The organism is Fulvivirga marina (assembly GCF_016775155.1).
GTDB lineage: Bacteria > Bacteroidota > Bacteroidia > Cytophagales > Cyclobacteriaceae > Fulvivirga > Fulvivirga marina.
In genome coordinates this window covers 45,342-67,104 of sequence record NZ_JAEUGD010000019.1, presented here as the reverse complement: position 1 = coordinate 67,104, position 21,763 = coordinate 45,342, and the positions used below count along the sequence as shown (strand labels likewise).

Below are 21,763 nucleotides of genomic sequence, written 5' to 3'. Positions count from 1 at the left end.
ACTCATAAAACAATGTTGACACTTACCAAGGCAGAAGAGAAAATAATGAAGATTCTCTGGGATATTGAGAAAGGTTTTATCAAGGATATTATTGAGCAATATCCCGACCCGAAACCTCCATACAATTCTGTATCTACCATAGTGAGGGTATTGGTGCAAAAGGAGATCGTAGGCTTTAAGGCTTATGGTAATTCACATCAGTATTATCCTTTGGTGTCAAAGGAAAAGTATAGGAAAGGGCAGCTGTCAAAAGTGGTTTCAGATTATTATAATAATTCATTGAAGCAGGTTGTCAACTTTTTTTCAGAGAGTAAAAAACTCAACGAAAAAGAGGTTGATGAAGTAATGAAAATGCTGGAAGAGCTAAAATCGAAAAAGAATGATTAAGACCATAATGTATTTTTTAGAGTCGGGTGCTGTATTGGCATTCTTCTATTTGTTATATGTTCTGGTTTTGAGACGAGAGACATTTTTTAATCTCAACAGATTCTTTTTGCTGGGTATTCTAGTGTTTTCAATAGTAGTTCCATGGATGAGTTTTGATTTTAATCCTGCAGGGGTTCAGCTCCTGGAGCAGCAAGTGCAGGAGATCAGCAAATTTAGAACGTCATATTATGATGCCATGGCCAAATGGGAGTTTGAAAACTTCGGTGAAAGGCCAATGGGGAAAGGGGAGGAATATGCAGTGAGTAAGGAGACATTTGATTGGGTAGATTTGGGTGTGAATACATTGGTAGCTTTTTATATAATAGGTGTTGCAGTGTGTTTATCCCGGGTTGTTGTGGGCCTTTACAAGTTATGGAGAATGTCAGTTATCTACCCCAGGCAAAGCTTAGGCGATTTGATAGTTGTCAGGCTACCAGATCCTATCGCGCCATTTTCATTTTTGCATTATGTTTTTGTGCATGAGGATATGGTCGGGTCATCAGAGTTTGAGCAAATACTGGCACATGAAAGGGTTCATATACAGCAGCGTCATTCTTTTGACCTGATCTTTGTTCAGGTTTTGGCCTCATTTCTATGGTTTAATCCACTCATATGGAGGTTAATTAAATCACTAAAAGCAACACATGAATATATAGCAGATGAAAAAATAATGAATTCGGGTTATTCCCTGGTAGAGTATCAAACTATGCTTTTGAGTCAATTAATCAGCAACAACTCAAATGGGTTGGTACACAATTTTAATTTATCATTTATTAAAAAGAGAATAGCCATGATGAAAAACAATAAATCAGGTTGGTCAGGTAAGATAAAAGTAGCTATGACCATACTAGCAACGGTAATATCAAGTGTAATATTCATACAATGTAATTCAGGTATTGATGAACAGGTATCTGAGGCTACATCGGTCGGGACAGAGGTTGAGGGTTTAACGGATGAAGTGAATTTACCTGTTTTGCCAGCTACAAAATACAAGTTTAATGGAGGGACTGATGTGTTAAACCTGTCTGTCAGTAACGACAAAATAGCTGTTAATGGGAAGTATTACCAACTGGAAGAAGTAAAAGGTGCTGTTGAAAAGGCTAACTTACCTCATGAGGCGGTAATTATAGCAAGAATAGACAAAGATCAGAAAATGGGCTTTGTGCGGGATGTGATTTGGGAATTACGCAGGGCGGACAAAAGGAAGCTCCTTTTTTTAGGACAAACCAAAGAAGGTGAAAAGGTTGAGGTTGCTATGATGTTGCCACCAACTCCTGAAAATGTAATAAAGTTTAACTATGTGCCATTTCCGGATGCAGAGGAAATGATTGCTTCAGGAAGGGTTGATCCACTAAGAGTTAATTTTGGTGAGAGTAGAGAATACAATATGAAACAAAAAGTTTATGACTTTGTGATGGAGCATGTGAAAAAGAACTCGTCTGATTATCTGGTACTTGCAAAATATGATGATGAAGATCTTTATATCGACTATTTGAATAACTTCCTGATGACGCAGGAGGCCTTTAGGCAGATATATCAGACAAAGGCTCAGGAAGTTTTTGGAAAAGATTATTATGATATGGGGAAGGAAGAGTTTGCAAAAGTTCGTAAAAGTATACCCATGAGTATATTCGTTGACGATGAAAATGGGTAAGCACTGAGGTTTAAAGAATTAAAATAGAGAGTTTTGCCCGATGACTTTCCAGGAGCAAATAGAAAAGAAGCTGGAACGGCGTGTTACCATCGTTGGAGACAAAGTGTTTACTGCTGCTATTGATTCCTCAGTTTCCAAAGAATCGGAAATTGACTGGCGCAGAGAGGGGTATAAAACTTTGGATAACAGGAAAGTCTATGAGTTACCAGAGGATATAAAGTCAAGGATGCTGCAAATGATAGGTAGGCTGGGACTGAATATGGTGCAGCGGACATTTTGTTAACCCCGGATAACCGGTATGTTTTCCTTGAGATTAACCCAGCTGGAGAATTTTTCTGGATAGACAAGATTATGGATAATGAAATTTCCGAAGCCATAGCAGATGTTCTTCTGGGAAATATCAAGCGCAGGACCAATGATATTCTGCTGCCTTTTGAGGATTTAGTCGTTCAATAGAAAGGCTTCAGCAATACTAAGGGGCTTGCTAAGGACACCCGATCGGCTTATTCCTTAGCAAGCCTTATTTTATTCCTTTCCTTTCAAAAACTCATCGGTAAAGTGCTGCCGGTGTTTTTCCTTTGCAAACTTTTGAGTATTAAACTGTTTGGAGTGGCCTTTGGCGATCGATAATGTCTTCCAACCATCCTTACGACTCATTTTTCCGATATATACAATCTGTCCAATATGGTAGGCATAATGGGCAAGTTGCCGATTAATAGCCTCTGCAACGGTATGTCCCTGGTTGCGGATAAATATTTCTTTGCCAAGATCATGGTCAGTTAAAGGTTTAAGCGCCTGAAAAAGACATTCCCATCCTTCATTCCATTGGGTAATGAGTTCTGCTCTGCTGGTAATGTTATTATCAAACTCAGCATCACGGTTACGCCATGCTTTTTCGCCATCTTCCGTCAGGAAATTTGTCCATCGAGACAGCATATTACCCCAAAGGTGTTTCACAATAGTCGCAATGCTATTACAGTCCTTTGTATACTCCCACATCAATTGCTCGTCGGAAAGCTGTGAGAATGTCCGCTCGCCTAGTAATTTGTAGTATTCAAATTGCTTTATGATACTTTCAAGGTAATTGCCGTTCATAGGTTTATCGTTTATAATAAAATACAATAGAAGCCTTATCGATTACATTTTGATTTAAATAGTAGCCTACCAGTGCAGGATTTGCATTGCTGTCAAGTCCAAGCTTTTCAACTTTAAGTGCATATATGGTTACCGTATACTGATGAGGACCGTGATTTGGCGGAGGGCAAGGACCGCCATAACCAGTCATGCCAAAATCACTCAAACTTTGGATTACGCCTTTAGGAGCCAGGTCCTTTGCAGGGTCTCCGGCTCCGGAGAGAAGTTTGTTGATATCTTTATCAATATCGAAAATGACCCAATGCCACCATCCACTTCCGGTAGGAGCATCTTTGTCATATATGGTCACAGCGAAACTTTTCGTGCCTTCAGGAGCATTTGCCCAGGAAAGTTGAGGAGATACATTATCGCCTGTACATCCAAAACCATTAAATACCTGTTGTTTAGTTGCCTGGCCGCTAAGCTCATCACTTTTAAGAGTGAAGGTCTGCGACTTGGCTATAACAGTCGTTAATACAAACAGTAAGATCAAAATACTTCTCATAGATATAATTTTTTGTTTTTACAAAAATGAGAAGTTATATCCTTTAAAAGTTGCGCTAAAAGTCCAGACTGTTTTTCTACAAGCTCAACTTTTCGGGTCTAAACGTTCTTGGAGAAGAGCCAAAGTGTTTTTTAAACTCGTTACTGAATGCAGAAAGGTTCTCATACCCCAATTCAAGATATATCTCTGACGGGCGAAAGTCCTTTTGAAGTAGCAGAGCCGCTTTTTTCATTCTTTTGGAAATATAATATTGCCGTGGAGTAGTATCATATACTTCCCTGAATTTTCTTTTGAAAGTAGATAGGCTCATATTGCACAAAAAAGCCAGTTCTTCATTGGAAAGGAAGAAGCTGTCAGGGTACTCAATTACATTTTTGAATGCTACATTTTTATTGTTACTCAGTGCTTCATTAATAAAGCAGTTGAGTTCATCCGGATATCTGCCGAAAAGATAAAGTAGTATCTCATTCAGTTTGGAGTGAATAAGAGGAGGGCTTGGCTTATGCCCTATCAATAGAAGGGATTTTTCAAAAGTAGTGACGTACTCATCCTTAGCCAGGATCTTTGCCCTGCTTGAGCTGGAGTTTCCACGAACTAACGGAATGCTATTGGTCCTTACAAAATCATTCAGGAAATCATTATTGAAAAAGAAGAGAACGCTTTTGTATGCATTTTCAGTCGTAGTCCTTTCTGTCATTAATGTATTTCCCGGCCGGAGTAACATCAATTGATCTTTTTCAAATGCTGCCTTTCCAGAGCAACTGTAAACGGTTTTGGTACCTTTTAGCAACAGACATAACAAATTTTGGCTGAAACACACTTTGTTTTTTTGAGACGACTGCTTAGCATCGTAATAATGTATGCTTACGGCTTGATGCCCGTCATTAAATTCTTCTGGCAGATGATAGACTTTTTCGGTCATACAATAGTCAATGGTCCTGATTTTTTTTATCGATATAGAAAAATAACGATTATTTTGGATGTATTCAAGTTGAGGAGCTTTTTCCTGCATCTGGTTTATGCATGTTCTTCACTTGAACCCTGTTGCTTAATTAATAGAAAGTATCTCAATAATGATAAGGTGTTACTTTCAGGTGTAACCAGCATCAGGTTTTTAAATCTGGGTTAGTCTATTGAACTATGGCCAAAGTAAGGAACTATCACCGTAGCTTAGGAAACGGTAGTTGTTATCCAATGCTTCCTGGTACACCTTTCTCCAGTTTTTACCTATAAATGCAGCTACTAATAAAATAAGAGTAGAGCCAGGCAGGTGGTAATTGGTGATCAGGCCTTTGCAAACTTTGAAGTTATAACCAGGGAATATAAAGATTTCCGTATGACCGACAAGTGTCTGAATGTTATTCTCAGTCATCATCTTTTTTATGGCGCTGAATGCCTCCTTAGCCGAGGGAAGATCAGAGTGATCAAACTGGTAAGGCAACAACTTTTCGATATTAAAAACGGTATCATTTTTAAGTAATATTTTCACGCCATACCAATACAGGCTTTCCAGGGTGCGCATGGAAGTTGTGCCAACCGCAACAACTTTTGGGTTTTCAAGAAGGGCATCAACGTTACTCATAGTTACCACCACTTGTTCGGAGTGCATAGGGTGATTAATAACATTGTCCTCTTTTACAGGCTGGAAAGTACCTGCACTTACGTGTAGTGTAAGGTAATTAAGGGCTACACCTTTTTGCTGCAATTTTTCCAATATCTGATTGCTAAAATGTAGGCCGGCAGTTGGAGCGGCTACAGCACCTTCGTGATGTGAATATATAGTCTGGTACCTCTCTTTATCTTCCTCACTTACTTCTCTGTTAATGTATGGGGGGAGTGGTATCTTTCCCGCAGCCTGGATAACATCTACAAAGGTGTAGGTATCATTCCACGTAAACTCCACCAGTTGGGTTGAGCGATCAACGACTCTTGCTTTTAATGATATTTGTTTATCATGCATGGGCAACATCAATTCCAGTACCTGGTCATCTTTCCATTTTTTTAGGTTACCCACCATGCATTTCCATTGGCAGCTACCTTTTATCCACATGGCTTGTGCAACGTCACGTGTTGGGAGTATAGGTTCCAGTAAAAAGACCTCAATATGTGCACCCGTCTCTTTTCTGAAATGTAGCCGTGCAGGTATTACCCGCGTGTCATTGAAAAACAGCGCAGCATCATTGGGTATGTGGTCACTCAGGTGGTGAAAGGCAGAATGTTCAATATTTCCAGAGCTATAGACCAGTAATTTTGAGTTAATACGCTCATTTAAAGGGAATTTTGCAATTCTCTCTTCGGGCAGATCGTATTTATAATCGTTGAGGCTGATTGGAGGCAGTTCTTTTTCTGTCATGCTGCAAATATAGGGTGAGGTTGTTGATTAAATGGGATAAATCATTCAAATTGTGCCTTCATTTAATCACGCTATGCCATTAAAGACATCTTATCAAAAATATATTCTGAATTTTAAATTTGATGCGGGCACCTCTCGGGGTGTGCTAAAAGAGAAAGAAACATGGATTATTAAAGTGTGGGATACTTCTGCCCCTGAAATATTTGGGTTTGGGGAGTGTGGGCCTTTGAAAAAACTGAGTATAGATGATAGGAAGGATCTTGGAGAACAGATTGCAGATGCCTTGAGCAGGCTTGAAGACAGAGTTTTGCCGTCTACAGCAGAAGAAGTATTTCAGGTAGCTGGTGAATTGGCTGGTGCTGAGTTGCCGGCGGTGAGATTTGGACTGGAAACTGCTCTTTTAGATCTGCTTAACGGAGGCAGGAGAGTGATTTTTGATAATGATTTTGTACGATCCGAACTGAAAATTCCAATTAACGGGCTTATCTGGATGGGACATATGGAAGCCATGCTTCTGCAGATATCTAATAAAGTAGATGCAGGTTTTGATTGCATCAAAATGAAGATTGGTAGCCTGGATTTTGAAAAGGAGACAGATATACTCGATTATGTGCGAAGAAAATACTATCAGAATAACATTATGCTTCGTGTTGACGCCAATGGAGCCTTTAAGGTGCATGAAGCCCGACATAAGCTTGAGGTGCTGAGTAAATATAAGCTTCATTCTATAGAGCAGCCGATTGCGGCAGGGCAGCCTGATGAAATGGCCAGGCTTTGTAGTAATACGCCCGTGGATATAGCATTGGATGAGGAACTTATCGGTATTTACGGGCGAGAGGCCAAACGGCAGTTGCTTGAAAAAATCAAACCACAATACATCATTTTAAAACCTACACTGGTAGGCGGTATCCAGTCTTGTATGGAGTGGGTCGAGATTGCAGAATCGATGGATATTGGGTGGTGGCTTACTTCGGCCCTGGAGTCCAATATAGGATTAAATGCCATTTGCCAGATGTCTCCTTACCTCAAAGCCTGCGGACATCAGGGGTTGGGGACAGGGCAGTTGTACCACAACAACATTCCGTCTCCTTTAAAAATTGAAGGCGGGCATATCTTTTATGACAGTGAGGAGTCATGGGACTTTACTAATTTAGATGTATGAGTATGATCATTTCAGAGAAGAGACTCCATAAAAAGGGTAAAATATGGATATTTAATAAGGATTATATAGCTGAATTTGTCTATGGAGGTATAGATGGAGCTATCACAACCTTTGCCGTGGTAGCTGGCGCGGCTGGAGCTAATGCTGATCTGACCTGGGTTCTGATTTTTGGATTCGCCAATCTTATTGCAGACGGTTTCTCCATGTCTGTGGGCAATTTTTTTTCAGTTAAAGCTGATCGTGACAACTTTGAAAAGCATAGGGCAGTTGAATATTGGGAGGTGGATAATCTGCGTGAGCGGGAAGTAGAGGAAATACGAGAAATATATGCAGCCAAAGGCTTTGAAGGTGAGTTGTTGGAAAAAGTTGTAGAAGTCATTACAGCCGACAAACATGTGTGGGTAGATACTATGATGAAGGAGGAACTGGAGATGACCCAGGATGATAAAACACCGTTTAAAACTGCTTTTGCTACGTTCATGTCATTTAACGTAATCGGTATTATTCCATTATTGGCCTATATCTTTGCATTGCTTTTTGACTTGGCCAATGTCAACCTGTTCATACTATCTTCTGTCGCTACCTGCATTGCCCTGATGTTTGTAGGATATTTAAAGAGTATAGTTACAAGCACGAAATGGGTAAAAGGTGTTTTGGAAACGCTCTTATTAGGAGGGCTGGCCGCCTTCTTGGCCTATTTTGTTGGAGAGGTACTGGCGTCGTATTTTCTGAACTAAAGAGTTCTTCCCTGGCCATTAAGTGTATGATTTTTAGATGTCTGTTGATTTTTCTTCAGGAAGGGTTTTATTGTTTTTCGTAACTTCTATAGAACTCGTAGAAGTCAGTAGGGAAAAAGACTTTGTCAAACTCATCTTCATTGCTATTATTATTGCTGTCCCCTTTCTTGAGGAGATTATAAGGTATGGCGGAATGACCAATGTCTGGTGAGAATAAGTAATGGCGAAGTGAAGTAAATCACCTTTCCATGTGCATCCTTATTTTTTTGATTTAAAGAGACTGCCTTACTTTTGGGGAGTCTCAATGTTTATTTGCAATAACCCGGAATTTAATTCAATTATTCACTTCATATTGTTTTCCATACTAGTGTTTAAAATTTACAATGCCCACCTTTTGTGCTCAATATCTTTGCTCACCGATTTTGCTAAAGCCTTTATATAAAGACTTGTAGAGGAAGCCTTAGGATTATCCTAGATACCAAAGCAAATTGGGAATTTGAAGAAGTTAGAGTATTTGAATCTTACTGATAATAACCTTATATCTCTACCATCAGAAATAGGAAACCTGGTATCACTAGAGTCGCTCGATGTTAATAATAATGCATTAGAAGACCTGCCAGCAGAAATGGGAAATATGAGTAGCCTGAAGAGACTTTCTTTGCAAAAGAATAATTTAACACAGCTTCCTCTGGAGCTGGCAAATCTTCCTAAGTTATTAAATTTGAATATTAAAGAGAATCCGCTTACGATTATTCCGGCTCAAATATGCAACATGACAACAGGTATTGGAGACATTCTAGTGGTAATTACCAAGGATGATGAAGATTACTGCCAATAAGCTTTAAGGGTATGTTATAGAACTGGATAAACTGAAAAACGAAAAATACTACTCATGCTAGCAAGTGAAGCCTTACTAAAACGGTTGGTAAGGCTTCATTGATTATTTTTGCAAATACATCGGACTTATGAGGTTTGTGCTTGACAACCAAGTTGATAGTTTCATTTTTTCATTATGAATTCGTCATTGCACGGAGTGAGGTACGGACGACAAAATAATCTCCTGGTTTGGAAGAACTTACTAAAGTTAGCATTTAAGTTTGTTATCCATAAATAAGGAGATAGCATTCCGAATGCCACTTATTGCCCTATCAAAATAAAAGGAGCCCAGTAATACGGCTTTAAAAAGTTGCCTTTTTCAATCATTTTTAGTTTTGCCTGTCTTAAGCCCTGGCCGTAGTTACTGCCTGAAATATTGCCATAAAAGTCAATCATCAGATCAGAAGTTGAAGCATCGGCAACCCTCCATAACGATACTACAATATTATTGGCTCCTGCATAAACCAAAGCCCTGGATAGTCCAATGATACCTTCTCCTTTAGATATTTTGCCAAGACCTGTTTCACAGGCAGAAAGCGTTACCAGGTCAGCGCCCAACTGGAGGTTATAGATCTCTCCAGAGAAGAGGTTGCCATCGTTAGTCTCACTTTCTTTTAAGAAAATTCTGGATAGTGCAGGGTTGTTTTCATTAACTATTCCATGAGTCGCAAAATGCAGATATCTGTACTCTTTTAGGTTTTTTGATTTAACAATCTCTTCACTGGCATTAGCCTCCAGATATATTTCAGGTTTTATGCCCTTGCCCGATAAAATATTCTGCAGACTGGATATTTCCTGATTGGTGCCAGGAAGGTCCGCCAGCTGGGCAAACGTGACTGGGGCACAGAGAAATGCTGCTAGTTTTTGATTGTCTTTCCTAGGGTTTAAATGTTGTTGATAATATAGGGCGGAAGCATATTGATAGCTGATAGCGTAATCATTGATCAAGTAGTCCAATGATTTGTAATCCAATGGAGACCCTTTAGCTGACTTGGTTAGTAGCGCTTCAAAAGGTACAGTGCCTAGCCTTCCTGATGGAATTATGATGAGATGATCTACAGATTTGTGGATGGATCCGGGAAAAAGAATCTCATATAATTTATCCGCTGTAATTGCATAAACTTCATCTTCTTTGAAGTAGATACTGTTTCTTAACCCACTGAGATAACGGTCGAAGTTATCTGTTTGCTTTATATTGTATGTGTTGAACCTGGTTTTGCTGATTTGGTATACATACAACCTTTCAGTTCGATCTGCAATAAAATAACTTACAATAGCCTGATTCTCATTTAAGGTTTCCTGCAATTGTGCTACCGAGGGTATTGGGATATTGTATTTTAGGTTATAGTACTGTGGGTAGTTTTTCTCTAAGTCAGCAATAAATGCGTTGTAGTGCTGTTTAAGTTCAAAAAGCCTCTCTCTGTATTTCGTAGCAGTAGTTTCTTCAGGTTTCTGAGCAAGTTTTTGCTCATAGTAAGCAATTTCTGATTTCAGTTCATTTTCTTCAGTCAGTTTGCTGTCCGGAATATTTGCAAAAGATTTTGCCGAGGCATCAGAGATAGCCTCAAGGAGTACCGAAGACTTGCTCTTTTCTGAAAAGTAGAAGGATAGCTCATAGTATGGATCTTTCTTTACTGCAACATCTGCCATGTAGTAGCAGAGTCTTACGCCATTTTCATACAGTTGGGATGAAATTTCTCCTAGTTCTAACTTATCGGCTTCGTTGTTACTGATTTGTCTGATCTTGTCTACCAGTGTGTCGGCAACCTGCAAAGTAGTAAGGCTCAACCTTGCATCTTTAAACTTCAGCGTAAGGTTATGGTGTAAGTCCTCCAGGGCCTGAGCCTTATAGTAAAGCGAATTCAGTAGCGTGTTGGCATTGAAATAATCTTCAGTTGAAGGGTTTGTTTCCAGATCTTGATTGTTAAAACCGATTGAATTGGTAATTAGGGCCTGTTGGTAAAAGGAAAGAGCGGTCTCGAACTCGCCTTTGATATTATGGACGTTGCCAATGAGGTTAAATGTTCTGGCTATTTCAGGGTGCTTTGAACCATAGTGTTTTTGATAAACTTCCAGAGCTTCCTCATAATACCCTTTAGCAGCATCCAGATTCCCCATTAGCTGGAATGTCCTACCCAGGTTGGTATGGATGAAGCCTTCATTAGGGTGCCCGTTAGGGTGGAGTTTTTTCCAGATTGCTAAAGCTTCATTGAAGTAGTTTTGAGCATCTCCGAACAGTTCTATATTTCTGTATATGATGCCAATGTTCGCTTTCGCCTGAGCGACCTTCTGGTCATTTTCTCCATAGATTTCCTGATAGATAGTCAATGCCTTTTCGTAAGTTTCCAGAGCTTCATCAGGATCTGTAGAAACTAGTCCAAGATCATTATAAGAAGCCGCAAGCTTTTCATGCCCTGCGTCGTAAAGTTTAGTTCTTATGGCAAGGGCCTGGGCAATGTAATCTTTGGCGCTGGCACTGCTACCGGTATTCCAGTACACCAGGCCAAGGTTGTTCAGGCTGGCAGCCTGATCTTCGGAGTTACTTTTTGATAGCTTTAAGGCTGTCTCGAAATATTTTTGAGCTACATCATTGCGGCCCTTGCGCAGGTATACTTCGCCTAGCAGGTTGTTACATGTGGCATTGTCCGCAGTCTGTATTTGAACAGCTATTGCCGCAGCCTGTTCAAGGTCTCCTTTATCTAATAAAGTCCTTAAATTACTACAGTTATTTTGAGCAAATGCAGTATGCGATAAGGCCAGAGCAAGCGAAATAATAAGAAGTAGCTTAAGCATCTTAGAAACGGATTACGTAAGCAAGAGAAGCTACATCATCACGAGTAAGGCCGTCTGGGTTAACATCACGGTCTGTAAACTTATGACCTAAAAGTATCTTGGCTGTATGGTATACATTGAAATGATAGGCAACACCCAGGATTCCTGATAGCGCCATTCCGGTAGTACCATCGAGCTTCACCCTTTCTCCATTTTCGGTAATTTCATCTTTGGTTACTCTGAAGATAGGCAATACACCCAGCCTGATATCCAGGTTGGAAAAATGGAACGCTCTCTCTGCACGCACCATTACGTCGGTTCCTCTTTTTAGGTCACTGGCCAAGTGATGGCTGCGCAAATAGTTAGGGTCAGGGTACTCGTTCCACTGCTCATACTGAAAATCGTTTTGGTTGTTATGAGCAACAGGTATCTGGATTCCTGTGGCAAACATCCACTTTTTGCTAATGAAAGAAGCGCCCGCTACAATATCCCATGTACCAAGGCTGACCTGATAATACATAGGTAAATCGTGAGGTTGCCCGTCAGAGGTAAACTCTAATTTATCATCACCTTCAAGATCGGATTTGCCTGAAGGTATTTTTCCTCCTAAGGTAGCATTGATGTGATACTTTTCAGTGGATTTGAAGTTATGAGTAAAGCTGTAAGAGATATCTCCCAGACCAGATGTTTTTCCAAGGTTACCTTTAACCCATTGATAAGGGAATTTAACCTGGAATGAAGTGTTTTCGGTAATGCCAAAAGTGAAGTCAAGCGTGGTCACATTGATAATGGGAGAAAGCTTGGTTGTACCTCGGTATTGATTCAGTTCCAGAGCTCTTAACTTAAAGTTGATTTTTTTGGTGTAGACCTGCCCAGGACTCATAGCTCCCATAGTACAGAAACCGGCATCACTGCAGCCTTGGCCGTGTACCTGCATGAACGAACCCAGGCAAATTAAAATCAGTAGCAGCTTTTTCATTTCAAATAAAGTGTAGTTTAAATTAAAAAATTATCAAGAAAAGGACTACAATTTATTTGCAATATATTGCTAGCCCTCAGCTTTCAAACGTTTAAAATACTCGTCAGCAGCCTGTTTAACTTTTGGTGCTAATATCAGTGCCGATATTACTGTAGGTATGGACATCAGAGCAAAAGCTGAGTCTATCAAATTGATAATAGCAGTTAGAGATGAAACAGCGCCGAACAATATGGTTACTACGTAGATATAGTTGTAATAGTGGCTTCTCTCTGCACCAATTAAGAAACTCATGCATTTGGTTCCGTAGTAAGAGAATGAGAATAAGGAAGTTATGGAGAAAATTAAAATACAAATCATTAAAATATAATGTCCAAACCCGGGAAATGCTGACTCAAAAGCGTTAGCCGTTAATGTCACCCCGTTACTATCGGTCGTCTGCCAAACACCTGTGATTAATATCGCCAAGGCGGTGAGTGTACATACGATTATGGTGTCTATGAACGGCCCCAACATGGCTACCAGACCTTCTCGCACGGGCTCTATAGTTTTTGCTGCGCCATGAGCCATCGGTGCGGTTCCTATACCTGCTTCATTAGAAAATGCTGCTCTTCGGGCTCCTAAAACGATCAAGCCTCCCAGTGTTCCTCCGAGCATAGCATCACCATTATAGTTATCTGCTGTAAAGGCATTGGTGATGATCATACCGATATAGTGAGGCACATCGCTAATATTAATCAAAAGGATAACGACGACAGAGATGAAGTATAAAAGTACCATTATGGGTACCATTCTACCAGCTACTTTCCCTATTCGTTTTATTCCGCCGAATATTACAAGAGAAACAAAAATCAGCAATACAAAACCGATATAAAGGTCGGTATCCAAAAAGTGAAGTGGTCCGTATTTTATGGTTTTACCAGCGATACCATTGGGTCTTAATACAATATCCTGAATGGCTTGAGTGAGTTGATTGGCCTGGAAAATAGGCAGACAGCCAATAAGCCCAAAGATAGCAAACATTACGGCTAAAGGCTTCCAGTTCTTGCCAAGACCTTCCATAATCACGTACATTGGACCTCCTTGTATTTCTCCGGCTGAGTCTTTTCCCCTGTATAAGATAGATAGTGTACAGGTGAAAAATTTGGTGGCTATACCCACAAATGCACTTACCCACATCCAGAAAATAGCTCCGGGTCCACCCACAGCTATGGCTACAGCCACCCCGCTAATGTTTCCCATACCAACTGTGGCTGCCAGTGCAGTTGAAAGCGCCTCGTAATGGTTGATCTGGCCTGGGTCATCTGGATCATCATATTTTCCTCTCAGTACGTTTATAGCATGACCAAAGTATTTGAAGGGTATAAATCGGGAGTAGACAAGAAAAAATAAACCACCACCCATCAAAAGTACTAAAAGTGGCATTCCCCATATCCAATTGGCAAAGTTTACAATGATGCTTTCTAAATATTTCAAAGGCTGTCCTGTTTTTCTAAAGATCGCTAAGATATAAATTATTAGCGCTCATCGATGAAATTATTTACATATTTGCTAACTTCTGATTTATAGCTAATTAAAATGCTAACCTAAAATGATAATTATTTTTTCAGCTATTTTTTTACTCTTCATACAAACTCCTGTCTCTGTCACGACAATAGATAGCTTGGAAAAATCGATGGAATCGGCTTCAGGAAAGCAGAAAGTTTTTTTGCTTAACGAGCTATATAAACAGTATGTGAATAACGATGCTGCTAAAGCACTGAGCTATACCCAAAAGGCTTTGGCATTGGCAGAAGAGATTGAGGATGCCAGTGGCATTTCCTCTTCCTATAATAATATTGGGGTTGTATATAAAAATCGAGGTGAACTGGATAAGGCCCTTGAAAACTATATTCTGGCCTTAAGGATACAAGAGGAAAATAAATTTATTGATGCACTAGCCTATACCTATAGTAATATCGGGACGGTATATTCTTTAAAGAGGGAGTATGATAAAGCCCTGCAATATTTTTATAAAGCCAATGATCAGTTTGAAAGCATAGGACATAAGCTCAGAATAGTAGGTTCGTTGAACAATATCGGTAATGTCTTCGAAGCTCAGGGCTATTACGATGAAGCTCTGGAATATTATCTCCGCTCGCTGGCTATCTATGGGGAAATAGAGGATAACTCAAAAGCTTTTGTGCCCTTTAATAACATAGGCAACATTTATTTTAGAAAAGGAAAATATGAGGAAGCCAGAGCTTATTATGAAAGCTCTCTGGACCTGGAGCGCTTAAACAATGATCTCAATGGGCAGGCTAACGCTTTGCACAATATTGGTATGGTTGAAAAGGTTCTAGGTAAATACGATGGCGCATTGGAAATATTTAATGAGACATTGTCCATAGCTCAGGAGACAAACAATAAGCGGCTACTAGTGATCATTTACCAGTCGATTGCAGAAACCTACTTTTCGAAAGGTGATATGTTTCTTGCCTATAGTTTTTTACGATTGCATAACCATGCTAAAGATAGTCTTTATGACGAGGAGAGTAGCCAACGGATAGCGGAATTGGAAAGTGCCTATGAATTGGAAAAGAAGGAAAGCCAGATTCAGTCGTTGAAGATGGAAAGTCAGCTTCAGCAGTTAAGGATCAAGAATGATAAAATTATTATTACTTCGGGTATAGTGATTTTGGCTATTGGCGTGGGGCTGACACTTGTTATTCTGAATAAATACAAACAAATAAGAAGGAACAAAAAGCTTTTGGAGAAGCAGAATAATAAACTGGAGCATCAGAAACACATTATTGAGGAGAAAAATCAGAATATTACCGAGAGTATAGATTATGCCAAAAGTGTTCAGCGATCTCTGATGCAGTTTCAGGTATCGGCGGAAAAACTGGACCGATCATTTATTTTGTACAAGCCCAAAGACATAGTTAGTGGGGACTTCTTTTGGTATGCGGATATGGGAGATGTTGATATCATAGCCGCTGTTGACTGTACAGGGCATGGTGTGGCAGGAGCTTTTATGACTGTAATTGGTATGTCATCGTTGGAACAGATCATAAATAGGGATAAAACTTATGAACCGGGACAGATACTGATTCAACTTAATCAGTTGGTACGGAATGCTCTGAGACAGAGGGAGAAGTCTGATGCTGATCATGGCATGGATGTCGCACTTTGCAAGATAGACCACAAACGCAAAGAGGTGGTATATGCTGGTGCTAATCGGCCATTATATTATTTTCAGGATGGTGAGTTTAAGGAGATCAAGGGGACAAAACGGACGATAGGAGAGAAGACTGGACCTGATGAACAGCTCTTTGTAGACCATACTATTCAGCTATCCGGATATGAAAGCTTCTATCTTACCTCGGATGGGTACGCTGATCAGTTTGGAGGGGAGAAAGGTAAAAAATTTATGGTAGGTCGTTTTAAACAACTATTACGCGACATCCAGAGACTGAACATTGCTGATCAAAGACAGGAATTGAACCAGACCATCAAGGAATGGAAAAATGGCAACGAGCAAACCGATGATATTTTGGTCGTTGGGTTTAAGGTTTGATATACAGTTTCTAGAGTAGAGGGATACGTTTTAGAGTCAAGATATTTCTGTTTTTTTAAAGGCATATAGGGCAAGCTGTAGCTCCATATACAAAGTTTATTATTTTTCTTTGTGAGCATAAATAACCCCCAATGAATTGGGGGCATAGATGATAATTATCAACTTGATAGAGCTTAGACCGTAAGAGCTAGTCTGCCTTGAGAAACAGCCATCAGGTTACTCATTTGGTAAAGTATTCTGGCACCTACATTGGCGTCCCATTCATCTTCACCAGGAGATACTTCATTGAGGTCAAATCCTATAATTTTACGGCCTGATTTCACTACTTGCTTAAATAAATACATTACTTGATAGTATTCGAGGCCTCCAGGCACCGGTGTTCCTGTGTTAGGGCAAAGCTTCGGGTCAAGTCCATCAATATCAAAACTAATGTAGACATACTCTGGCAAGTGAGTGATAATGTTTTTGCAAATATTTTCCCAGGTATAACCTTCCAGTAAAGCAGATTTGAGGTCTTCATCATAAAAGGTTACTACTCGGCCATTGGATGCCTTAATATATTCTGCCTCTTCTTCACAAAAGTCGCGGATGCCAACCTGTATGAGCTTCGATATCTGCTGGATTTCCATAGCATTGTACATAATTGAGGCATGTGAGTATGTAAAGTCCTCGTAGGCCTTTCTCAGGTCTGCGTGTGCATCAATTTGCAGTATCCCGAAGTTGTCGTATTTCTCGCTAAGTGCAGAGATAAGTCCAAGGGGTGTGCTATGGTCACCACCAAGCAATCCCACCATTTTTCCCCGTTCCAGCTGTTTCATGGTCTGCGACTTGACATAAATATTTAGCTTTTCACAAATATTATTTACAGTGGCAGGAATTACTTTTAACTCATCGGATATCCAGTCCTCATTGTTTTCTTCAAGCCATTGTATATACCTTGCCGCGAGGTCGCGGTATTTTTCATTCTCTCTTTTAAATGCAGGTGAAATGGGTAGCATGCTGATACCTAGTTTCCAGGCATCAGGGATATCTTTTACAAAAAGGTCTACTTGGGCAGATGCTTCCAGTATTGCTTCCGGGCCATCAGCCGTCCCTGCGCTGTACGATACTGTTACTTCCCAGGGTACAGGGATGATGATCAGCTCAGCATTATCATTATTAAAAGGTAGTCCGAATAGATTTCCGGAAGTGCCCGGAGCATTGGGGTCGAACTTTGAGATTATCTCTTCTTTCTCAGTCATTTTATGGTTACTATCGAAAATTCAGGTGGCGAAATTAGTCAAAAATTGAGCAAATCCGGATACTCATAACTGACCATTTTTCCAGTTCCTTCAGAGATCATGTTCCATTGATCCAGTTCAAATTCGATACATACCACACCACATGTTGTCATATCTCCTATTTCTGATTTGGTCAGATACTCAGCAAGATAGCTGATGGCAGGGTTATGGCCGACCAATAATACAGTATTCCACTCATCTTTGAGTTGATTGATCACTTGAAGAAGGGTGCGCGTTGAAGCCTCATATATCTCAGGATTTAGGTGTATTTTAGAAGTGTCATACTTAAGTTGTTCAGCAATGAGAGAGGAGGTAGCTTGAGCTCTTGCCGCCGGGCTGCTGACAATAATATCGAATTGTATACCTTTGTTACTGAAATTAATGCCCATGCGGGTGGAGTTCTGAAGCCCGATGGAGTTAAGCTCCCGATCGATATCATTTTGCCCGGGTTGCTTATCAGAGGCCTTTGCATGGCGTGCAAGAAATAATTTTTTAGTCATAACTTTTCTAAAATAAGAGTTGTTAATTTGTCAACCTAACAAAGGTCTCACTAATTATTTAATTAGATCAAAAATTTTATTTTTAAAAATTTTAGTGATCTTTGAAATTCTCAAAACAGTTGAAATTTAACATATGCCAAAGAATTTAGTCATCGTTGAGTCTCCTGCAAAGGCGAAAACAATTGAAGGGTACCTGGGAAAGGATTACAAAGTTACATCGAGCTATGGTCACGTTCGTGACCTGCCAAAAGGAGATAAAGCTATTGACAAGGAGCATGGTTTTAAGCCTACTTACGAAATAACCTCTGATAAAAAGGAGGTGGTGAGAGAACTTAAAAAATTGGTTAAGGATGCAGAGACTATCTATCTTGCGAGTGATGATGACCGTGAAGGAGAAGCCATTTCATGGCATTTGAAAGAAGCTTTAAATCTTAACGATACCAATACAAGAAGGATCGTTTTTAGGGAAATTACCAAAAATGCGATCGAGAATGCTATTAAAAATCCTCGGGGAATTGATATAGATCTGGTTAATGCTCAGCAGGCACGTCGTGTGCTTGACAGGCTTGTAGGTTTTGAGCTTTCGCCAATCCTTTGGAAAAAGATAAAAACGGGACTTTCTGCCGGACGTGTGCAGTCAGTGGCTGTCAGACTCGTAGTTGAAAGAGAAAGAGAAGTTGATAAATTCGATCCTGTTAGCTCTTACAAGATAACAGCCACCTTTGATCTTGGTAATAAGAAGTTGCTAAGTGCAGAGCTCCCCAAGAAATTTGAAACTGAGGAAGATGCTATGCAGTTCCTTGAAGCATGTAAGGATGCAGAGTTTTCAATTGTAGATCTGCAAAAGAAGCCTTCTAAAAAGTCTCCTGCACCTCCTTTTACTACATCTACGCTACAGCAGGAAGCGAGTAGAAAGCTTGGCTTTTCTGTTTCACAAACAATGACCATTGCTCAGAAATTGTATGAAGCTGGTATTATCTCCTATATGAGGACGGATTCGGTTAATCTATCAGATGAAGCCGTTAATGGTGCTGTGGGAGAAATTAAAAAGGCATATGGTGAGAATTTTGTTAAGGTTAGAAAGTATAAAACCAAATCATCCGGAGCGCAAGAAGCTCACGAAGCCATCAGGCCCACTAACTTTGCTGTAACTAGCCCTGGTGTGGATAGAAACGGTGAGCGCTTGTACGAATTGATTTGGAAAAGGGCTATAGCTTCTCAAATGGCAGATGCCCAGATAGAAAAGACCACTGCTACTATAGGGATTTCCACTGTGCCACAACAGTTGATTGCTACTGGGGAGGTGGTGAAATTTGAAGGTTTCCTTTCTGTATATCTTGAATCTACCGATGATGACGATGAGGGAGAAGAACAAAAGGGAATGCTTCCGCCGCTTGAAATAGGACAACAGTTGACTTTGGATCTAATGAAGGCTCGCCAGGGCTTCACCAGACCCCCTGCTAGATACACGGAAGCCAGCTTGGTTAAGAAATTAGAGGAAATGGGCATAGGGCGTCCTTCAACTTATGCTCCTACTATTTCCACTATTCAAAAAAGAAACTATGTAATTAAAGAGAGTAGGGAAGGTACTGAAAGACAGTACGCTGTACTTGAACTTAAGAACAAGGAAATCACGCCTAAAACACTGACCGAGGTTGTAGGTACGGAAAAAAACAAGCTTTTCCCGACGAATATAGCCATGGTGGTGAATGACTTTCTTGTAGAGCATTTCCCGAATGTAACTAATTATAGCTTTACTGCTGAGGTTGAAAAGCTTTTTGATGAAGTTGCCCAAGGACTGAAGGAGTGGGATAAAATGATCAGTGATTTTTATTCAGAATTTCACTCCAAAGTAGAAACCACGGAAAATATTGAGCGGTCATCTGTACCTAAGTCTAAAGAACTGGGCATCGACCCTAAATCGGGTAAAAAAGTAATAGCCAGGCTCGGTAGGTTTGGTCCTATTGCTCAAATTGGTGGGGATGATGAAGAAGAAAAACCACAGTACGCAAGTCTGAGAAAAGGTCAATTCATAGAAAGTATAACACTTGAAGATGCGTTGGACTTGTTCAAGTTACCCAGGGAGATTGGAGAGTTTGAAGATAAGGTCATGCAGGCTGCCATTGGTAGGTTTGGTCCTTATATTAAGCATGATGGAAAATTTGTTTCTATCCCTAAAGGTGATGATCCATATAGCATAGAGGCTGATAGAGCCATAGAACTTATCAAGCAAAAACGAGAGGCTGATGCTAATAAGTTTATAAAATCCTTTGATGAGAATCCTGATGTACAGGTATTGAATGGCAGGTATGGCCCTTATATCAAGTTCGGGAAGAAAAATGTTAAGATTCCTAAGGGTAAAGAACCTAAAGAGCTTACCCTTGAAGAGTGTATAGAGTTGGCCGAAAAGACCCCAGCCAAAAAAGGAGGTCGAAAAAAGAAATAGTATTATGAAGAAGCTAGTTGTCCTGACCGGAGCAGGTATTAGTGCTGAAAGTGGTATAGCTACATTCAGAGATTCAAACGGCCTCTGGGAAGGGCACGATGTGATGGAAGTAGCTTCTCCACAAGGTTGGTCGAGAAACCCTGAACTGGTACTGAACTTCTATAACGAACGAAGAAAGGCCGCTTTAAAAGCAGAACCTAATGCAGGACATCTGACTTTAGCCAAGCTCGAAAAGGATTTTGATGTAACCGTGATCACACAAAATGTTGATAATCTTCATGAGAGAGCTGGCTCGTCGAAAGTGGTTCATCTTCATGGTCAGTTATTTCAAAGCCGCAGTACGGCTGACGAAAACCTGGTTTACGAGATGGATGGCTGGGAGCTTAAGTTGGGAGACCGATGTGAGAGGGGATCTCAGTTAAGGCCTAATATCGTTTGGTTTGGAGAGTTGGTGCCTATGATGGAAATCGCCGCTAAGGAAACCTATGAAGCCGATATATTTATGGTTGTAGGCACCTCTTTAGTTGTTTACCCAGCTGCTGGTTTGCTCAATATGGTGCCTGATCATGTGCCTAAGTTTGTCATAGACCCAAAACTTCCACAGGTTTCAAAAAGGCCGAACATTTACTTGTACGAGGAAAATGCCACTACAGGTGTTGAACAGGTACGTCAACGCTTACTTGCTGACTTTTGATGCCTGCTTGTTAAGGAACTTTCTGAACGATTTGGTGTCATAATTAGCCATGCCCACTTTCTTTGAAACGATTTTGCCGTCCTTTGATATCACATAGGTGGTAGGTATGGAAGGGGACCTAAATACATCAGGTACACGGCTTGCAGGAATATAAACAGGGAATGTGTATTCCTTTTTAGCAATAAACTTTTTTGGCTTTTCAGTATTTTTATCCATGGATAGCATTACAAATACTATATCCTCATGGTCAATTTTATTATATAGGTCTTGAATGCCGGGCATTTCTGCAATACAAGGTGGGCACCAGGTAGCCCAAAGGTTGAGAAAAATTACCTTCCCTTTGAAATCTTCAAGTTTAGCAGTTTGTCCATCCAGAGTTTGTATCATGAAGTCGAAGTCAGCTGTTTCAGGAGCTTCTAGCTCGGTATCCGCAGTTATGAGTCCGGTGCTTAATATAGCCCTTTGAGCCAGGGCAGCAACATCAGTATATAAGCCTGTGAAATATAAAAACAACCCTATTCCTAAAAATATACTCCACTCTCTTAATTGCTTTTTCATACTTGTTAAATTTGCAAAGAAAAATTGACCTCAAAATAAGTTTAAAAACCGAAAAATCAGTTCTTATAACGTAAATGTTTTGTCAGGAGGTTCCCTTTTTCTGTAAATTAAATGTCAGCCAATCGACCCAT

The 21,763-nt window shown here is 40.1% G+C and carries 20 protein-coding genes; 10 read left to right on the top strand and 10 right to left on the bottom strand.

The window, feature by feature from the left end; genetic code table 11:
• The first annotated feature begins 12 nt into the window (after window positions 1–12).
• The 3 genes from JMN32_RS06125 to JMN32_RS06115 are packed head-to-tail and all read left to right on the top strand — an operon-like array spanning window position 13 to window position 2,363.
• Window positions 13–387: a BlaI/MecI/CopY family transcriptional regulator gene (locus JMN32_RS06125; RefSeq protein WP_202855422.1), complete on the top strand. Its 375-nt coding sequence runs from the start codon at window positions 13–15 to the stop codon at window positions 385–387.
• On the top strand, window positions 380–2,080 hold the full coding sequence (locus JMN32_RS06120; protein WP_202855421.1) for a M56 family metallopeptidase: 1,701 nt from the start codon (window positions 380–382) through the stop codon (window positions 2,078–2,080). Before JMN32_RS06125 ends, JMN32_RS06120 begins: the two co-directional genes overlap by 8 nt.
• Before the next feature lie 40 nt (window positions 2,081–2,120).
• A complete protein-coding gene (locus tag JMN32_RS06115) occupies window positions 2,121–2,363 on the top strand; it encodes an ATP-grasp domain-containing protein (RefSeq protein WP_202855420.1) in 243 nt (80 codons plus the stop codon).
• Between the two features lie 242 nt (window positions 2,364–2,605).
• Here JMN32_RS06115 and JMN32_RS06110 read toward each other — a convergent pair whose 3' ends face one another.
• The 4 genes from JMN32_RS06110 to JMN32_RS06095 all read right to left on the bottom strand — a co-directional run bounded on the left by JMN32_RS06110 (window position 2,606) and on the right by JMN32_RS06095 (window position 6,072).
• On the bottom strand, window positions 2,606–3,175 hold the full coding sequence (locus tag JMN32_RS06110; RefSeq protein WP_202855419.1) for a DUF1572 family protein: 570 nt from the start codon (window positions 3,173–3,175) through the stop codon (window positions 2,606–2,608).
• 4 nt (window positions 3,176–3,179) lie between these two features.
• Window positions 3,180–3,719, bottom strand: a complete 540-nt coding sequence (locus tag JMN32_RS06105; RefSeq protein WP_202855418.1) for a YbhB/YbcL family Raf kinase inhibitor-like protein — start codon at window positions 3,717–3,719, stop codon at window positions 3,180–3,182.
• A gap of 76 nt (window positions 3,720–3,795) precedes the next feature.
• Window positions 3,796–4,731: a helix-turn-helix domain-containing protein gene (locus JMN32_RS06100; RefSeq protein ID WP_202855417.1), complete on the bottom strand. Its 936-nt coding sequence runs from the start codon at window positions 4,729–4,731 to the stop codon at window positions 3,796–3,798.
• 126 nt (window positions 4,732–4,857) lie between these two features.
• Window positions 4,858–6,072: an S-adenosylmethionine:tRNA ribosyltransferase-isomerase gene (locus JMN32_RS06095; RefSeq protein ID WP_202855416.1), complete on the bottom strand. Its 1,215-nt coding sequence runs from the start codon at window positions 6,070–6,072 to the stop codon at window positions 4,858–4,860.
• A 52-nt stretch (window positions 6,073–6,124) separates the two neighbouring features.
• On the opposite strand from JMN32_RS06095, the gene JMN32_RS06090 reads away from it, so the two are divergent.
• The 4 genes from JMN32_RS06090 to JMN32_RS06075 all read left to right on the top strand — a co-directional run bounded on the left by JMN32_RS06090 (window position 6,125) and on the right by JMN32_RS06075 (window position 8,809).
• Entirely contained in the window at window positions 6,125–7,234 is a 1,110-nt protein-coding gene (locus tag JMN32_RS06090) for an o-succinylbenzoate synthase (RefSeq protein ID WP_317191764.1), read from the top strand.
• Window positions 7,231–7,971 carry a VIT1/CCC1 transporter family protein gene (locus tag JMN32_RS06085; protein ID WP_202855415.1) on the top strand — a complete coding sequence of 247 codons (741 nt, stop codon included), beginning with the start codon at window positions 7,231–7,233 and terminating at the stop codon, window positions 7,969–7,971. Before JMN32_RS06090 ends, JMN32_RS06085 begins: the two co-directional genes overlap by 4 nt.
• Before the next feature lie 37 nt (window positions 7,972–8,008).
• Complete coding sequence (locus JMN32_RS06080) at window positions 8,009–8,182, top strand: hypothetical protein (RefSeq protein WP_202855414.1); 174 nt, start codon at window positions 8,009–8,011, stop codon at window positions 8,180–8,182.
• A 264-nt stretch (window positions 8,183–8,446) separates the two neighbouring features.
• Complete coding sequence (locus JMN32_RS06075; RefSeq protein WP_449528501.1) at window positions 8,447–8,809, top strand: leucine-rich repeat domain-containing protein; 363 nt, start codon at window positions 8,447–8,449, stop codon at window positions 8,807–8,809.
• Window positions 8,810–9,108: 299 nt separating this feature from the next.
• On the opposite strand, the gene JMN32_RS06070 is transcribed toward JMN32_RS06075, so the two are convergent.
• The 3 genes from JMN32_RS06070 to JMN32_RS06060 all read right to left on the bottom strand — a co-directional run bounded on the left by JMN32_RS06070 (window position 9,109) and on the right by JMN32_RS06060 (window position 14,071).
• Entirely contained in the window at window positions 9,109–11,640 is a 2,532-nt protein-coding gene (locus JMN32_RS06070; RefSeq protein WP_202855412.1) for a CHAT domain-containing protein, read from the bottom strand.
• Window position 11,641: 1 nt separating this feature from the next.
• The gene (locus JMN32_RS06065) at window positions 11,642–12,598 is read right to left on the bottom strand and encodes a hypothetical protein (RefSeq protein ID WP_202855411.1); all 957 of its coding nucleotides are present in this window, start codon (window positions 12,596–12,598) and stop codon (window positions 11,642–11,644) included.
• Window positions 12,599–12,667: 69 nt separating this feature from the next.
• Window positions 12,668–14,071, bottom strand: coding sequence for an alanine/glycine:cation symporter family protein (locus tag JMN32_RS06060; protein WP_238354366.1), 1,404 nt, complete (start codon window positions 14,069–14,071; stop codon window positions 12,668–12,670).
• 115 nt (window positions 14,072–14,186) lie between these two features.
• Here JMN32_RS06060 and JMN32_RS06055 point away from each other — a divergent pair, with 115 nt between their 5' ends.
• Window positions 14,187–16,154 carry a tetratricopeptide repeat protein gene (locus tag JMN32_RS06055; protein WP_202855410.1) on the top strand — a complete coding sequence of 656 codons (1,968 nt, stop codon included), beginning with the start codon at window positions 14,187–14,189 and terminating at the stop codon, window positions 16,152–16,154.
• A gap of 173 nt (window positions 16,155–16,327) precedes the next feature.
• Here JMN32_RS06055 and JMN32_RS06050 read toward each other — a convergent pair whose 3' ends face one another.
• Together JMN32_RS06050 and JMN32_RS06045 are read right to left on the bottom strand one after the other, a co-directional pair.
• Window positions 16,328–17,395 (bottom strand): agmatinase family protein, encoded by a 1,068-nt coding sequence (locus tag JMN32_RS06050; protein WP_202855409.1) that lies wholly within the window; start codon window positions 17,393–17,395, stop codon window positions 16,328–16,330.
• A gap of 38 nt (window positions 17,396–17,433) precedes the next feature.
• Entirely contained in the window at window positions 17,434–17,934 is a 501-nt protein-coding gene (locus tag JMN32_RS06045; RefSeq protein ID WP_202855408.1) for a SixA phosphatase family protein, read from the bottom strand.
• Between the two features lie 133 nt (window positions 17,935–18,067).
• On the opposite strand from JMN32_RS06045, the gene topA reads away from it, so the two are divergent.
• Both topA and JMN32_RS06035 read left to right on the top strand, forming a co-directional pair.
• Window positions 18,068–20,380 carry a type I DNA topoisomerase gene (topA, locus tag JMN32_RS06040; RefSeq protein ID WP_202855407.1) on the top strand — a complete coding sequence of 771 codons (2,313 nt, stop codon included), beginning with the start codon at window positions 18,068–18,070 and terminating at the stop codon, window positions 20,378–20,380.
• Between the two features lie 4 nt (window positions 20,381–20,384).
• Window positions 20,385–21,074: an SIR2 family NAD-dependent protein deacylase gene (locus JMN32_RS06035; protein ID WP_202855406.1), complete on the top strand. Its 690-nt coding sequence runs from the start codon at window positions 20,385–20,387 to the stop codon at window positions 21,072–21,074.
• Here JMN32_RS06035 and JMN32_RS06030 read toward each other — a convergent pair.
• On the bottom strand, window positions 21,057–21,632 hold the full coding sequence (locus JMN32_RS06030; RefSeq protein WP_202855405.1) for a TlpA family protein disulfide reductase: 576 nt from the start codon (window positions 21,630–21,632) through the stop codon (window positions 21,057–21,059). The two genes, JMN32_RS06035 and JMN32_RS06030, sit on opposite strands and share 18 nt — an antisense overlap.
• Window positions 21,633–21,763 lie beyond the last annotated feature (131 nt).